The 14652-nt window shown below is 71.2% G+C and carries 10 protein-coding genes and 10 pseudogenes; 12 read left to right on the top strand and 8 right to left on the bottom strand.

Annotated features, from left to right (window positions below):
• Window positions 1-464: 464 nt before the first annotated feature.
• Both FF86_RS60345 and FF86_RS29260 read left to right on the top strand, forming a co-directional pair.
• Window positions 465-539, top strand: a pseudogene (locus tag FF86_RS60345) (MerR family DNA-binding transcriptional regulator); the annotation flags it as partial.
• Between the two features lie 4 nt (window positions 540-543).
• The coding region (locus FF86_RS29260) for a MerR family DNA-binding protein (RefSeq protein WP_242419844.1) at window positions 544-824 on the top strand (281 nt) is incomplete at its 5' end.
• Between the two features lie 96 nt (window positions 825-920).
• Here the strand turns inward: FF86_RS29260 and FF86_RS29255 are convergent.
• Both FF86_RS29255 and FF86_RS63385 read right to left on the bottom strand, forming a co-directional pair.
• Window positions 921-1808, bottom strand: a pseudogene (locus FF86_RS29255) (aldo/keto reductase); the annotation flags it as partial.
• Window position 1809: 1 nt separating this feature from the next.
• Window positions 1810-1892: hypothetical protein (locus FF86_RS63385; protein ID WP_255355968.1), on the bottom strand; the 83-nt coding region annotated here is incomplete at its 3' end.
• 167 nt (window positions 1893-2059) lie between these two features.
• Here FF86_RS63385 and FF86_RS60340 point away from each other — a divergent pair.
• Window positions 2060-2283 (top strand): annotated as a pseudogene (locus tag FF86_RS60340) (SAM-dependent methyltransferase); the annotation flags it as partial.
• Between the two features lie 6 nt (window positions 2284-2289).
• A partial coding sequence (locus FF86_RS29250; RefSeq protein WP_242419843.1) for an SAM-dependent methyltransferase occupies window positions 2290-2917 on the top strand: 628 nt, incomplete at its 5' end.
• Here the strand turns inward: FF86_RS29250 and FF86_RS33835 are convergent.
• Entirely contained in the window at window positions 2890-3498 is a 609-nt protein-coding gene (locus tag FF86_RS33835; protein ID WP_128423426.1) for an effector-associated domain EAD1-containing protein, read from the bottom strand. The two genes, FF86_RS29250 and FF86_RS33835, sit on opposite strands and share 28 nt — an antisense overlap.
• A gap of 313 nt (window positions 3499-3811) precedes the next feature.
• Here FF86_RS33835 and FF86_RS29240 point away from each other — a divergent pair, with 313 nt between their 5' ends.
• A complete protein-coding gene (locus FF86_RS29240) occupies window positions 3812-4735 on the top strand; it encodes an NAD(P)-binding domain-containing protein (protein WP_044888466.1) in 924 nt (307 codons plus the stop codon).
• Window positions 4736-4773: 38 nt separating this feature from the next.
• Here the strand turns inward: FF86_RS29240 and FF86_RS60335 are convergent.
• The 5 genes and pseudogenes from FF86_RS60335 to FF86_RS69155 form a co-directional block, all read right to left on the bottom strand.
• Window positions 4774-5169: pseudogene (locus FF86_RS60335) on the bottom strand (hypothetical protein); the annotation flags it as partial.
• A 1-nt stretch (window position 5170) separates the two neighbouring features.
• Window positions 5171-7971: pseudogene (gene eccCb, locus FF86_RS29235) on the bottom strand (type VII secretion protein EccCb); the annotation flags it as partial.
• Window position 7972: 1 nt separating this feature from the next.
• Window positions 7973-8243: pseudogene (locus tag FF86_RS60330) on the bottom strand (hypothetical protein); the annotation flags it as partial.
• A gap of 1 nt (window position 8244) precedes the next feature.
• A pseudogene (locus FF86_RS60325) lies at window positions 8245-8661 on the bottom strand (secretion protein EccC); the annotation flags it as partial.
• A gap of 1 nt (window position 8662) precedes the next feature.
• Window positions 8663-8769 (bottom strand): hypothetical protein (locus tag FF86_RS69155; protein ID WP_396230173.1); only part of this gene is annotated, 107 nt, incomplete at its 3' end.
• A gap of 103 nt (window positions 8770-8872) precedes the next feature.
• On the opposite strand from FF86_RS69155, the gene eccD reads away from it, so the two are divergent.
• The 7 genes and pseudogenes from eccD to FF86_RS29210 all read left to right on the top strand — a co-directional run bounded on the left by eccD (window position 8873) and on the right by FF86_RS29210 (window position 13088).
• Window positions 8873-10348 carry a type VII secretion integral membrane protein EccD gene (gene eccD / locus FF86_RS29230; protein WP_044888458.1) on the top strand — a complete coding sequence of 492 codons (1476 nt, stop codon included), beginning with the start codon at window positions 8873-8875 and terminating at the stop codon, window positions 10346-10348.
• 1 nt (window position 10349) lies between these two features.
• Window positions 10350-11625, top strand: a pseudogene (gene eccB / locus FF86_RS29225) (type VII secretion protein EccB); the annotation flags it as partial.
• Between the two features lies 1 nt (window position 11626).
• Window positions 11627-11735, top strand: a 109-nt coding sequence (locus tag FF86_RS60320; RefSeq protein ID WP_242419845.1) for a type VII secretion protein EccB, incomplete at its 5' end; no start/stop codon positions are given.
• Window positions 11736-11803: 68 nt separating this feature from the next.
• Window positions 11804-12003 (top strand): annotated as a pseudogene (locus FF86_RS60315) (hypothetical protein); the annotation flags it as partial.
• Window position 12004: 1 nt separating this feature from the next.
• Window positions 12005-12118: pseudogene (locus tag FF86_RS63380) on the top strand (hypothetical protein); the annotation flags it as partial.
• Window positions 12119-12178: 60 nt separating this feature from the next.
• A complete protein-coding gene (locus FF86_RS29215; protein WP_044888455.1) occupies window positions 12179-12475 on the top strand; it encodes a WXG100 family type VII secretion target in 297 nt (98 codons plus the stop codon).
• 190 nt (window positions 12476-12665) lie between these two features.
• Window positions 12666-13088, top strand: a complete 423-nt coding sequence (locus FF86_RS29210; RefSeq protein ID WP_044888454.1) for a hypothetical protein — start codon at window positions 12666-12668, stop codon at window positions 13086-13088.
• Window positions 13089-14652 lie beyond the last annotated feature (1564 nt).

The raw sequence follows: 14652 nt of genomic DNA, 5'->3' as shown, positions 1-14652 counted from the left end.
AGGTCGTCGTCGAAAACCATGGGTCGACGGTAGAACAACACACCCCGGATGTCGAACACATGTTCGTACGCTGTGAGCGGAGACGACACGGGAACAAGCCGTCACCCGGTCGAACCGCCTGGCCGCATCCACCCTCCTCACATTGATCACTAAGCGACGTAGTCGCAGGTGGACCATGCATGACGAGGGTTACTGACCCGCGGCCGGCCGGCACCGGCGTTTCCATCGTCATCGGACGGCGTTCGTCGGGTGCCGGTCGAGGGGCGGGGAGGCATCGGGTTCGGTCGCCGGCTCGGTCGTCGGGGGCCTGCGGCGGTCCGCGCAAGGAGCCTGCTCTCGGCGACGCGAGGAGTCGGCGACGCGAGGAGCACGATCACCTTGGCGGTCCCGCCGCCGACCCGGCCGTGCGGGCCGTGATGCGTACATTTGGTAAGACGTCGGGTGCGCACTGTTGAGGTGGGTGGATGCAGATCGGTGAGCTGGCGCGCGTGACCGGTACCACCCCGCGCGCGTTGCGGTACTACGAGGAGCAGGGCCTGNTGNGGTCGAGCCGCACCAGCGCCGGCTATCGCGTGTACGACGACGCCGCCGTCACCACCGTCGGCACCATCCGGTCCCTGCTCGCCAGCGGGTTCACCGTGGATGACGTCCGGTCCCTGCTCCCGCTGCTCGACCATCCGCTGCCGGAGCGGTTCCAGGCCAGGCCCGCCTGTGCCGACGCGCTCGCGGTGGCCGCCCGACGGCTGAGCATGTTGGAGGAACGCATCGCCGACCTCACCGTGCTTCGTGACCGCCTGGCCCACCGACTCGACCCCACCCGCTGACGCCCCACCCGCTGACGCCCCACCCGCTGACGCCCCGCTGGTTGACCTACCGCTGGTGGAGGACCCGCTGGTGGAGGACCCGCCGACCGGACCTGGTCAGCGGTTGATGGTCGTCATGTCGGCGTAGCGGTCGCCGGCCGGCGGTTCGATCGCGTCGAGCCGGGCGAGCTGGTCGGGGGTGAGGACGAGCGCGTCCGCGGCCACGTTCTCCTCCAGCCGGCTGACCCGCTTCGTGCCCGGGATCGGCGCGAGGTCGTCGCCCTGGGCGAGCAGCCAGGCCAGCGCCACCTGCGCCGGGGTCGCCCCGGCCTCGCCGGCGACGGCCTCCACCTCGGCGACGATCCGCAGGTTCTGCGCCAGCGCCTCGGCGGCGAAGCGGGGGTTGCCGCCGCGGAAGTCGCCGGCCTCGAGCTGGTCCGCCGAGCGGATCTGGCCGGTCAGGAACCCGCGGCCGAGCGGGGAGTAGGGGACGAAACCGATGCCGAGCTCGCGCAGCAGCGGCAGGATCTCCGCCTCCGGCTCCCGCGACCACAGCGAGTACTCGGTCTGCAGGGCCGTGATCGGATGGGTCGCATGCGCCCGCCGGATCGTCTCGACGCCGGCCTCGGACAGGCCGATGTGGCGGATCTTGCCCTCGGCGACCAGCTCGCCGAGCGCGCCGACGGTGTCCTCGATCGGCGTGTCCGGGTCCACCCGGTGCTGGTAGTAGAGGTCGACATGCTCCACCCCGAGGCGGCGCAGCGACCCCTCGAGCGCGGCCCGCAGGCTCGCCGGCGAGCTGTCCAGACCGGGCCGGTCGCCGTCGCGGTGCGAGATCAGCCCGAACTTGGTCGCCAGCACCACCTCGTCACGCCGCCCGGCGATCGCCCGGCCGACCAGCTCCTCGTTGCGGTACGGGCCGTAGATCTCCGCGGTGTCCAGGAAGGTGACGCCGAGGTCCAGCGCCCGGTGGATCGTCCGGATCGACTCGGCGTCGTCCGCGCCNGCGCCGGCGTAGTACGCCGACATCCCCATCGCGCCGAGACCGAGGCGGGAGACGTCCAGTCCGGCCAGTGACACATGCTGCATGCGCCGTNATCCAATCCGAGTGGGGCGGGATGGGCCGGGTGCTGCACCCGCAGCCAGGCTAGTCCGTCGATCGCCGGATTCCCCGGTGGCCCGCGTCGGAGCGTGAGAGACCCCGGCAGTTAGGGTGATACGAGGGAATCGCCGAAGGTGTGAGGGGGCTGGCCGCGGTGACGGATGCGGGCGAGCGGGACCTGGCGGGCGGGCAGTGGTGGCAGAGTCTCGTCGAGGAGCGCAACCCGGTGGATCTGAAGACCGACCAGCCGCATTCGGCTCGGATGTACGACTACTTCCTCGGCGGGAAGGACAACTTTCCCGCCGACCGGGAGGCGGCCGAGCAGTCGCTCGCCGCGTTCCCGAACCTGCGGGTCGTCGCCCGGGAGAACCGGGCGTTNCTGGNCCGGACGGTCCGTTACCTGGCCGGTGAGGTCGGGATCCGGCAGTTCCTCGACATCGGCACCGGGATCCCCACCTCGCCGAACCTGCACGAGATCGCCCAGGGCATCGCCCCCGACGCGCGCGTGGTATACGCGGACAACGACCCGATCGTCCTCACCCACGCCCGCGCGCTGCTCACCGGCACCTCCCAGGGCGCCACGGCGTACCTCGACGTCGACGTCCGCGACGTCGAGAGCATCCTGAGCTCGGCGGAGCTGCGCGACACCCTCGACGTGACGAAACCGGTCGCGCTGTCGCTCATCGCGCTGTTCCACTTCGTGCCCGACTCCGACGACCCCTACGGCATCGTCCGCCGCCTCGTCGACGCGCTCCCCGCCGGCAGCTACCTCGCCCTCTCCCACGTCACCGCCGACGAGGACCCGGGGTGGGAGCAGGTCGCCGAGACCTACCGCAGCCGCGGCATCCCCCTGCAGCCGCGCACCCGCGAACAGGTCGCGCGCTTCTTCGACGGTCTGGAGCTGGTCGAGCCGGGGGTGCAGGTTGTTCACCGCTGGCGCCCCGACGGCACCGCCACCGGGCTGAGCGACCTGGAGGTCAGCAACTACGGTGCGGTCGGCAGAAAGGTCTGACGGGCGCGGCGGCGCCGCACAGCCCGGCGGGGACGGGCGCGGGTAAGGATGCCCCGGTCTCGTTCATTCGAAAAAGAAGCAGTGCCAACTGGGTGGTGGTGCTGAGAAGCTGGGCGCCGCGTTCGTGTCTTACCCGACCCGCCCTCCCCGGTGACGAGGCCGACGCTGAAGATCTCCTCCACACACCATGACTCCAGATCGTGGAGAAGACCGTCGCGGCCCAGGTACGGCACCACGCCGAAGCGAGGCTGCAGCAGCCAGACCTCGGGCGCGCCCGGCCGCAACTGTCGATAGGGCGGATCGAGCGGCGACCGAGGATGCCCGGGAGGTCGTGGGGACACCTCGCGCGCTGTCGCCAACAGCAGCGCTCGGCCGTCATGCAGAATGCCGTCGCCCAACCGCTGGCTGACGGCGTTGAAGAACTCGGCTGCGTCTTCCGGCTGCCAGGACGGTATGCGTCCGACGGGAAATCCTGCCGTCCTCAGAAGCCGCACCGCCGCATCGCGTTCGGGAAACCGTGCGGCCAGTTCAGCAATCTCGTCGAAGGTCAGCGGCTCCGCGTCAGGCTGCTCGTCAGCCACCCGCCACCCGCCCGTGCCCCGCCATCTCCCCAGTGTCTCGTGGGCCGTCTGCCGAGGCGCGGCTGGCTGCGGCGACAGCGCCGGCGACAGCGAAAGAGCCGGCCTCCGCGTCCGTGTCGGACAGCTCGGCCCATACCGACAGGCCAGGTGCGTCCACCGCGCTGCCGGCGTCCGCCGGGTCCACCATGGGCAGGTGGCGACAACGACAGCCAGTACGCCCGGCGCGGGGTCCGCGCAGGAGCCGGACGTCGCGACCGTGCCGGCGCCCGTCGACGCGGAGGCGAGACCGGTCGGCTTCGTCGGGCTCGGGACGATGGGCCAGCCGATGGCGATGAACCTCGCCGCGTCGGGTCGGCCGCTGGTGGTGTGGAACCGCACGCCGGACCGTAGCGGGCCGCTGGTGGCGGCCGGGGCCAGTGCGACCGACGACGCCGCCGAGGTGTTCGCGCGCTGCCGCGTCGTCATCGTCATGCTCGCCGGCCCGGAGGCCGTCGACGCGGTGCTCGACCGCGCCGGCCCGACCTTCCCGGCCCGGCTGCGGGACCACACGCTCGTCCAGATGGGAACGACCTCGCCCGCCTACTCGCGGGCCCTCGCCGCCGACGTCCGCGCCGTGGGCGGTCGCTTCGTCGAGGCGCCGGTGTCCGGGTCGCGCGGGCCCGCCGAGGCCGGCCGGCTCGTGGGCATGCTCGCCGGCGACCCGGCCGACGTCGCCGACGTGCGACCGCTGCTCGCCCCGATGTGCCATGACCTGGTGGACTGCGGGCCCGTTCCCCGGGCGATGTCGACGAAGCTCGCCGTCAACCTGTTCCTGGTCACGCTGGTGACGGGCCTCGCGGAGGCGGTGCACTTCGCCCGGCGCAACGACGTCGACCTCGGCGTGCTCGGCCGGGTGCTGGCCGCGGGCCCGATGGCCAGCGACGTCTCCCGGGCGAAGCTGCCGAAGCTCGTCGAGCGCGACTTCACCGTCCAGGCGGGCATCCCGGACGTGCTGGAGATCATCCAGTTGATCACGCAGGCGGCCCGGGCCGCCGGTATCGCCTCACCCCTGACGGACGTCTGCGAGGCGCTCTACGGCGAGACCCTGGCGCAGGGCCGTGCCGCCGCCGACATGGTCGCCGTCCTCACGGCCCTCGAATCCCGCAGCGACTCCGCCTCCGGCCTGGGCTCCGCCTCCGGCTTGGACTCCGCCTCCGGCCTGGACTCCGGCAACGGCGCCGGGTCGACCCGCGGCTGATCGCCCAACCCGCCTGCCGACCGGCGACCCGCGTTGGATCAGCGCGGGGGCGATCCGGCCGCACTGCCGGCGGCGCTGTTCTCGGCGACGAAGCCGGTCTGGATCAGCCGGCTGCCCCGCCGGGTGCACAGCAGCGCCCGCCCGGGCGGCAGGACCCGTGGTTTGACCCCGCCGAGCAGCGGCCCCTCGCTGCGCGGGCAGGACAGCGCGAGGTCGGGGGTGTTGAGCTCCTGCAGCCGGCGCAGCAGCGGGTCCATCGCCATGCGCATCAGCCCGGCCGCGGCCCGGCCGGCGACGACGTGCAGTCCGATGTCGCCGCCCTGCGGCAGCAGCGGCACGAACGCGGTCAGCGGGTTGTCCGAGCCGGTCAGCAGGTCGTAGTCGTCGATGAGCACGAACAGCAGCGGCCCGGACCACCAGTCGCGTCGCCGAAGNTGCTCCGGGGAGACGTCCGGGCCGGGCATCCGCGGGGTGAGGCCGGCGACGGCGTCGCGGGCTGTCGCCTTGGTGCTGTCCGGCGACACCGAGTAGCCCAGCCGGTAGGCGTCGGGGATGTCGTCGAAGAGTCGCCGACGGTAGTCGACCGCCATGATCCGCGCCTGCGCCGGGGTGAACCGGCTGGTGATCGCCCGCGCCACCAGCCGCAGCAGGTTGGTCTTGCCACTCTCGTTGTCCCCGAGCAGGGTGAGGTGCGGCAGCTGGCGGAAGTCGTGAAAGACGGGTTCCAACCGGCTCTCGTCGACGCCGAGGGCGACCCGCAGCGCCCCGTCGGGGGGCGGCAACTGCTCCACCGGCAGGACGGCGGGCAGCGTGCGCACCGGCCGCGCCTTCGGGCCGGGCCAGCCGTCCACCACCGCGGAGACCAGATGGCGGGTGCCGTGCGCCAGGTCGTCGACCGAGCCGGCGCCGTCGATCCTCGGCAGGGCCGCGATGAAGTGCAGCTTGGTGTCGGTCAGCCCGCGTCCGGGCAGTTTCGGCACGGCCGCGGCCGCCCGCAGGTCGATCCCGGACTCCACCGGGTCGCCGAGCCGCAGCTCCAGCCGGGACCCGATCTTGTCCCGCATCGTGTGGTAGATCTCCGACCACCGCCCGGCCGTCAGCAGGATGTGCAGGCCGTAGTTCAGCCCCCGGGAGGCGATCTCGCGGGCGTCGGTCTCCGCCGCCTCGAACTCCTGGCGCAGGGTGGACCAGCCGTCGACGACGAGGAACAGATCGCCGAACTCCTCCGCCGGCACCCGGCCGGCCGCGATCAGCTCCCGGTAGGCGACCATCCCGGACACCCCGAGCTCGGCGAAGCGCCGCTCCCGGTCGCTGAGCAGGGCGACCATCTCCGCGACGGTCCGGTTCACCCGGTCCGGGTCGTGCCGGCCGGTGACTCCGCCGACGTGCGGCAGGTCCGCGATGCTTGCCAGCGAGCCGCCGCCGAAGTCGAGGCAGAAGAACTGCACCTGCCGCGGCGAATGGGTCAGGGCGAGGCCGGCGATCACGGATCGCAGCAGGGTGCTCTTGCCGCTCTGCGGCCCGCCGGCGATGCCGAGATGGCCGCCGACGCCGCCGAAGTCGACCGTGAGCAGGTCGCGGACCTGCTCGAACGGCTTGTCGATCATCCCTACCGGCACCGTCAGCAGCCCGTCCGCGCCGACGTCGACGGGCCGCAGCCCGTGCTCCGGGTCGGGCAGCAGCGGCGGCAGGACCTGGTCCAGGGTCGGCGGCTGCTCCAGCGGCGGCAACCAGACGCGGTGCGCCGGCGGCCCCTGGTCGACCAGCCGGTCGACCAGCACCTCCAGTACGGTGCTGGCGGTGGCGTCGGCGTTGTCGGCCTCGTCGGTGTCGGCGGGAGCGTCGGCCTCGCGGATGACGACCGGGACGTGCTCGGTGCCGTACGGCACGACCTGGCTCTCGATGACGTCCTGGTCGACGCGGGTCGAGCGCAGCCGGTACGGCCCGGAGACGTAGGCCGCCTTGAACCGGGTGATCGTCGCGACGTCGGAACGCAGGTAGCCGTTGCCGGGTGCGGCGGGCAGCTCGTAGGCGTCCGGGACGCCGATGACGGACCGGGACTCCATCGCGGAGAAGGTCCGCAGGCTCACCCGGTACGACAGGTGGCCCTCGAGCTGGTGGATGCGGCCGTCGTCCAGGCGCTGGGAGGCCAGCAGCAGATGGACGGCCAGTGACCGGCCGAGCCTGCCGATCATCACGAACAGCTCGATGAAGTCGGTGTGCGCGGCGATCAGTTCGCTGAACTCGTCGACGATGACGAACAGGGTGGGCAGCGGGGCCAGCGGCGCGCCCTGCGCGCGGGCCTGCTCGTAGTCCCGAACCGAGCTGAAGTTGCCGGCGCGGCGCAGCAGCTCCTGACGACGGACCAGCTCGCCGCGCAGCGCGTCGCGCATCCGGTCCACCAGCGCGGCCTCGTCGGCGAGGTTGGTGATGGTCGCGGACACGTGCGGCAGCCGGTCCAGCCCGGCGAAGGTCGCGCCGCCCTTGAAGTCGACCAGCACGAAGTTCAACGTCTCCGACGAGTGCGTCGCCGCCAGCGCCAGCACGAGGGTGCGCAGCAGCTCGCTCTTGCCCGAACCGGTCGCGCCGATCAGCATCCCGTGCGGCCCCATGCCGTCCTCGGCGGACTCCTTGATGTCCAGCTCGATGGGCGAGCCGTCGGCGGCGACGCCGATGGGCACCCGCAGCCGCTCGGACCCGTGCCGGGTCGGCCAGACGGTCCTCGGATCGAACCGCTCCAGATCGCCGAGACCGAGCAGGTCCGGCAGGTCGAGGTTGGCGCTCAGCCCGTCGGGGGCCTGCTCGGCGCTCTCGCCGGCGCTGTGCCGGGCCATCAGCCGGGCCAGCATCGCCATCCGGACCCGGGACAGCACGTCCGGGGTGGCCAGGCGGGTCCGGACCTCCCGACCGACCCGGTCGACCTCGACGATGTCCATCGTGTCGGCGGCGACGTCGAGATGCAGCAGGTGCCGGGCGTTGCCGCCGGCGCCGTTGTGCTCGAAGTCGACGAGGACGGCGTTGCGGTAGCCGGAGACGAGGAACCGGGATCCGGGCGAGATCCGGCCACCGTCGCTGACCACGACGACGAACGGTTCGGTTCGGGAGGGTGCCGCGCCGGTCTCGAACCGGGCCCGCTCCCCGAAGCTCTGCCCCAGCAACCGCTCGACGTCCTCCAGCGACTCCCCGAACAGCCGCACCGGGCCGGCCGCGTCACGGTCGGTGGGGTGCTGGGCGTGNGGCAGCCACTTGACCCAGCTCCACTCCTCGCGCCGCGCCGCCGCGGCGCAGACGGCGATCCGCACCTCGTCCGGGGCGTGGAAGGTGGCCATGTGGGCGAGCAGCGCCCGCACCATGCCCAGTGACATCTCGCGGTCGCCGTCCACCTGAATGCGGGCGAACCCGCGGATGAACAGGGCGACCGGCTGGCCGGGGACCGTCGTGTAGGCGCGGGTGAACCGCCGCAGCGCCTTCGCCGACACCGGCTCCAGATCCTCCACCGGGCTGGTCTNCAGCGGGGTGATCCGCACGGCGAGCCGCTGCGATCCGGTCCCGACGCGGATCTCGCCGAAGTCCGGGTGGGTCGGGCGGCGTTCCCACAACCGGCTGGTCATGGCGAGCGACCACAGCGACTCCGGGTCCGGGTGGCGCCAGGCCAGTGCCGAGCGCTGCTTCTCCGCGTAGCCCCGGACCTGGCGGCGGGTGCGGGAGAGGTAGCGCAGGTAGTCGCGGCGCTCGCCGCCGACCTTGTGCTTGCGGTCGCCGGACTGCGTCAGGACCTGGCCGAGACCCATCGTGGCCATGCCGGCGCCCATCATCGCCATCATCGTCAGGCCCATGGGCCCGGACGCCGAGCGGCCGATGTAGAAGTACATCATCCCGCCCGACATCAGGGCCATCGGAACCACCATCAGCAGCACCCGCATGCCNGCGCTCTGCACCTCGGGGACGGTGGGCGGCTCCTGAAGCGTGATCTCGCCGTGCGGCATCTCCGGGCCGGTACGGCGGGCGGGGCGGCGGAAGGCGACCGTGGCCATGTCCGCTACACGCCCCCGCTGCACCGTCGGGTTGAACCGATGGGCGGGTGTGTCCTGGATCACAGAAGTGAACCGGCATGGATGAGCCTGTCGTGCCGGAGACATGGCACAGAGCAGCGCGGCGGAGGTCTGCCGTCTTCTCGTCATCGGGCCGACCAGCCGGGTCGATCTGTCCGTGCCCACGCACGTGCCCCTGACCGACCTGATGCCGGCGCTGCTGCGCAGTCTCGGCCCCGATCTCGCCGATCGCGGGTTGGAACACAGCGGCTGGGTGGTGCAGCGGCTCGGCTCGCCCCCGCTGGACGAGGACCTCAGCGTCGCCGAGCACGAGCTGCTCGACGGCGACACCGTCCACGTCCGCCCGCGTTCGGACCAGATCCCGCCGCTGGACTTCGACGACCTGATCGATGGCATCTCCACCGGGATCAGCGCGCGCTCGGGTCTGTGGCGGCCGCGGACCACCCACGCGGTGTCGGCGTTGGCGCTGGTGGTGTGGTTGCTGGTGGCGCTCGCGGTGCCGGTGCTGGCCGGTCCGCACGTCCCCACCCCGGCTGCTGGCGCCCGGGGCGCCCACGGCACCACCGACGCCGGCGGCGACGCGTTCGGCCGGCCCGTGACGGTGGGCGTCGTCGCGATGCTGCTGTTCGTCGCCATGGTGGTGTCGGGCCGGGGGCAGCGGGATCGCGCGGTGACCGCGCTCCTCGGCGGTGCGGTGGTGGCCTTCGCCGTGGAGGCGGTGGTTCTCCAGGTCGCCGATGCCGACGCCGGAGCGGGCGCCGGCGCCCGCCTGCCCGAGATGCTGCTGGCCGGCGCGGGAGTCGCCGTACTCGCGAGCCTGCTGGTGCTGGTCGTGGCGTCCGGGCGCGGCACACTTCTGCCGGTCGGTCTCGCGGTCGCGGCCATGGCGCTGGCCGCCGCCGTGGCCGGTGAGCTGAGTTCCGCCGCCGGCCTGGACTGGACCCAGGTGGCGGCAGTGATGGCGCTGCTCTGCGTGGCGGCCCGCCCCGCGGTGCCGATGGCCTCGTTCAAGCTCGCCGGGCTGACACTGCCGCCGCTGCCGGTCGAACCGGAGGACCTGCAGGACGACATCGACCCCGAGCCCGGGGCGGAACTGCTGGCCCGCACGGCCCGGGCCGACCGCTTCATGACCGCCCTGCACGCGGCCAGCGGGGTCGTGTCGACCGTCGCGGTGCTCCGGCTGGCGCTCGCGCCCGGCTGGCTGCCGGCGGCGGTGGCCCTCCTCGTCGGGTTCGCGCAGGTGCTCGCCGCCCGCCCGATGACGAGTACCTGGCACCGTCTGGCGTTGGGACTGCCCGCCGGCGCGGGTCTGGTCGCCGTCGTCCTGTCCCTGCCCGGGCGGTCGGGCGGGCTCGGTGGCGGCGCGGCCCTGCCGATGGTGCTGGCGCTGCTGCTGGCGACCGTTGCCGCGGCCTGCGCGTACGTGCTTCCGCGTCGCCGGTTGACGCCGATCTGGGGGCGGCTCGGCGACTGGGGGCACGCCACGGCCCTGGCGGTCTCGGTACCACTGGTGGTCGGGATGCTCGGCGGAATCGGGTTCATCCGTTCGGTGGTCGGCTGAGATGCGCTCCCGACGAGACCAGGTCAACGCGCACAACTACATGGTGTTCCGGTTGACCGGGGCGCTCGTCCGGGCCGAACCGGACATCCTGGAGTCACCGACCCGCCGGGACCTGCGCGGGCTGGTCACCGGGGGCGTGGCGGCGATCCTGCTGCTGGCGGTGGTCGCGATCTGGGCGCTGATCTCCGCGCGGGGGTCGACGGCCTGGCGTAAACCCGGCGCTCTGATTATGGAAAAGTCGAGCGGGAGCCGGTTCCTGCTGGTCGACGGCGCGCTGCGGCCGGTGCGCAACATCGCCTCGGCCCGGCTGCTGACGGGCCAGGCCGTCACGCCGGTGGTGGTGCCGCGATCCCGGCTGGCCGGAGTGCCGCGCGGCGCTCCCCTCGGGCTCGCGAACGCACCGGACACCCTGCCCGACCCCAGCCACCTCAACGACGGCGTGTGGCGGCTGTGCGCCGGTCCCGGCACCGGCGGGGGGCCGGCCGGGGAAACGGCTGCCGTCGCGGCGCCGTCCATGGTCCTCGACGTCGGCGTCGCTGCGGCGAAGCCCCGGATCGGTGCCGACGTGGGGCTGCTGGTCTCGTCCGACGGGCAGGAGCACCTGCTCTGGCGGGGGCAACGGTTGCTGCTGGCCCGCCCCTGGGCCGCGGACGTGCTGGGCTTCGGCGCGATCATCCCCACCGCCGTTCCCCGGACGTGGCTGGACCTGGTGCCGCCCGGGCCGGATCTGGCCCCGGTGGCCGTGCCGGACGCCGGGACGCCCGGGCCGCCGATCGGGGGTCAGGCCACCCGGCGGGGCGAGCTGTTCGCGGTGACGACGGCGACCGGATCGGTCGCCCACTACATCCTGCTGGCGTCCGGGTTGACCGCGTTGAGCCCGACCCAGTTCGCCCTGGCTCGGGGCGAGGCGGGCGACGCACCGGAGCACCAGCTCACCCCGGGGGACCTCGCCACCGCGGCGCGGGTCGCGATGACGGCGCCGCAGAACACGCTGCCGCCGACGCCGCCGCAGATCCGGCTGCTGTCCCCGCGCGAGTCGGTCTGCGTCGAGTCCTCGCCGGACCCGGCCGGCTCGGCGTTCGACGTCGTGGTGACGACGGTGCACGCGGCCGCGGGCCGGCGGACCTCCGGCGCCACCGCCATCGGAGTCACCGCGGGTGGCGGCGCCCTGGTCGTGCCCCGGCTGCTGCCACGGGACAGCTCGGCGACGGAGGTGGCCAGGCAGCCGGGCGTGCTGGTCGACGGCAGCGGGATGGCCTACCCGGCGACCGGGGATGNGATCAAGGCCCTCGGCTACGCGCCCGAACAGGCCGTCGCCGCCCCGTGGAAGTTGGTGGCGCTCCTGCCCACGGGACCGTCGCTGACGACGCCGGGACGGGGGGGATGACCGGAAGTCGTGGGCCAGAAGACCACCGAGATCAGTGATGTCCACGTCCGAACCAGGAGGGCACGTCCATGCCAGATCAGAGTCTCGTCGCAGATGAAGCCACCACCATTGCCATGATCAAAGCCTTCGACCTCTGCCAGGACGAGTGCAACAACATCCAGCAGACGATCGACGGCGCCAGTTCCATGCTCTTCTCGACGTGGGGTGGTGTCGCGGCCGCCAAGTACCGCGACGCCATCGCCGGCTGGCAGAACGGCTTCAACGAGGTNCGGCAGGCGCTGAACCTGCTGAACGAATCGATGGTCAGCTACGCGAAGACCACGACCAGCACCGAGGACGACGCCCTGATGATCGGTTCGAGCTGGGCCCAGGGCCTCACCTGACGCGCAGCCGGCCGATTTCCAACCCAGCCCGAATCCGGAATCCGGAGGAACGAGGAGAACATGGCCACCTATCAGTTCAGCCCGAACGGCGCCCTCGACACCGCCGACGAGCTCCAGTTCGTCACCAAGAAGCTCGAGGAGTCGCTGGCCGATCTCACGACGAAGGTGCAGCTGTTCATCCAGGCCAACGCGGGTGCCGCCCCGGAGAACTACACGCTGGCACAGCAGCAGTGGAACAAGGGCCAGCAGGACATGGAGCTGTCCCTCGCGGTGGGCCGGCAGAAGCTCGAGGAGATCCACAACCAGTACCTGCTGGGTGACAGGAAGGGCGCGAGCGTCTTCGGCTCGCTGCTGTGACGGTGCGCGTCACGCCGGACACCCGCAGATCTCCTCGTCGCGTACGCGGCCGGTAACCAGNTTCTTCTCGTGCTCGGTGGCCGACCGGATCCCGCTCGGACCACTACCGGTGTGACGGGTCGCGCGGGCCGGTCGGGCCGCTGCTCTCTTGGTAGGACACAAAAACCGAGGCGAACGACAGGAGAGACCATTGGGCACCGAGTTCACGATCAAGATTGACGAGCCGACCCTCCAGCGGCTCCGAACCGAGTACGGCGACCTGCTCGATGACATGGATACGCGGCTGGCCGACTACCAGTGGGACAGCGGTGAGACCTACTCCGACCTGACCCTGGGCGATCAGTTTCCCCTGAGCCTGGGGGGCGCGGACTTCACCCAGGCCGTGAAGCTGGCCAAGGACCTGGACAAGGTGCGCAAGAACCTCACCGGCCGGTTCGACACGGTGTACTCGAACGCCTCGAACCTGTACTGGGGCCTGCAGTCGCTGCTCGAAGACTCGGACGCGGTCGAGCATCTGAACTCGATGACGGCCGACGAGTTCGAGCAGTTCATTCCCACGGAGACGACCCAGGGCCCGGGCGACGGCCCGACCAACAACCCCAAAGGGAACTGACCGTGGCTGCTACCGGGCCGATCGAGGACATCCTCCAGACCATCCTCGGGTACACCGTCGGCGCCGCCGACGGCGGCCTCAACCTTGCCACCGGCCCGGGTGACAACAACTCACCCACCCAGAACACGAACACCAAGCGCGTCGCCGACAATCTGCGGCCGAGCACCATCGGGAGCGCCGGCGGCGCGCCCTGGCTGATTCCCGAGGAGCGCGAGGAGCACTACCACACCTCGGGGAGCTGGAAGCCGAAGTTCAAGCAGGGGGCGGTCACCTTCTGGCGCTGGATGTCCAGCGACTCGATGAGCAACGCGGAGCAGTTGACCGTGTGGGTCGGGAAGAAGGACGACTCCTCGTCGGCGAACCGCAACTCCCTGACGCCCGCGGGCGCCGCGGACAGCAATCCGTTGATGGACGTCCGGGCGGCCTGGACCGCGGTGTTCAAGGACATTCCGCAGATTGCCGGTCCGCGCACGCCGTTCGATCCGGCCACGCTGCGTGGGGTCAATGTGGCCCTGCAGCGTGTCGGGGAGTGGGCCCAGGCCATCTTCGAGGATCTGGACAACGACGTCTCCNGGCTGGACACGAAGGTCGAGAATTTCGACGGTTCGGCGGCCGCGGCCTTCCGGGATCAGGTCAATGCGGCCAGGCGCGGTGTACAGGGTGTCCTCGACCAGATCAAGAGATGGTCCGATCCGCTGGGGCAGGCCGTCACCAGCGCGGTGAACTTCGTGAACCAGCTCGCCCTGGACAACGCCTACTGGAACGGGCAGAACGGCCAGGGAGAGACGCGGGGTCCGATCGGTGGGCCGCCCGGCGTCTGGCCGGATCCCTTCGCGCTGATCGTCCAGATGTTCGACCAGTCCACGGTGTACAGCACCTATGGCACCGACCCGAACTACAACCATTCCGGCGGATTGTGGGAGACCGGCCGGATCCGCGGCGAGCTCGGCGAGTACGAGTACGACCTGTGGCGGGAGATGTACATTCGCTTTCCTGACTGGAGTGGCGTCGCCGGGGACTTCGCGGTGCTCCGGCAGCCGTCCTGGTTCGATGCCGACCGGGCGCTTCGGGCTGCATGGGCGAAGAAGGTGCAGGACAGCTTCGCGCCATCCCTGGGCCTGGCCCAGGACATGATGGACAAGTTCGCCGCCGCGGCCTCCGCGGTCAAACTGACCAAGATGCCGCCGGTCCAGCACACCCCCCACCACAGCCCGGATAACGCCAATACGCAGTTCAATCCCGAAGATCTTGAAAAGTATTTGAATGGGCTTAACAACAACCTAAATAACGGCCTCAATGATCTGAACAACAATCTGAACAGTCTGAACGACGGCCTGAACCACGATCTGAACGACCTGAACAACGACCTGAACAAGAACCTGAACGGCCTGAACGACAACCTGAACGGTCTGAACAACGACCTGAACAAGAATTTGAACGGTCTGAACAACGACCTGAACAACAACCTGAACGGTCTGAACGACGGTCTCAACAAGAACCTTAACGGCCTGGGTGACGGGTTGAACGGCCTGAACAAAAACCTGGGTAACGGGCTGAACGGGCT

Source organism: Frankia sp. CpI1-P, assembly GCF_001421075.1.
In the GTDB taxonomy this organism is placed as follows: domain Bacteria; phylum Actinomycetota; class Actinomycetes; order Frankiales; family Frankiaceae; genus Frankia; species Frankia torreyi.
The sequence above is the reverse complement of the archived record's forward strand: the minus strand, read 5'-3'. Positions and strand labels throughout refer to the sequence as shown.

Coding starts and splice junctions, on each gene's coding strand:
- FF86_RS29240 (WP_044888466.1), top strand. CDS start 3,812: ATGGGCCAGCCGATGGCGATGAACCTCGCCGCGTCGGGTCGGCCGCTG.
- FF86_RS29215 (WP_044888455.1), top strand. CDS start 12,179: ATGGCCACCTATCAGTTCAGCCCGAACGGCGCCCTCGACACCGCCGAC.
- eccD (WP_044888458.1), top strand. CDS start 8,873: ATGGCACAGAGCAGCGCGGCGGAGGTCTGCCGTCTTCTCGTCATCGGG.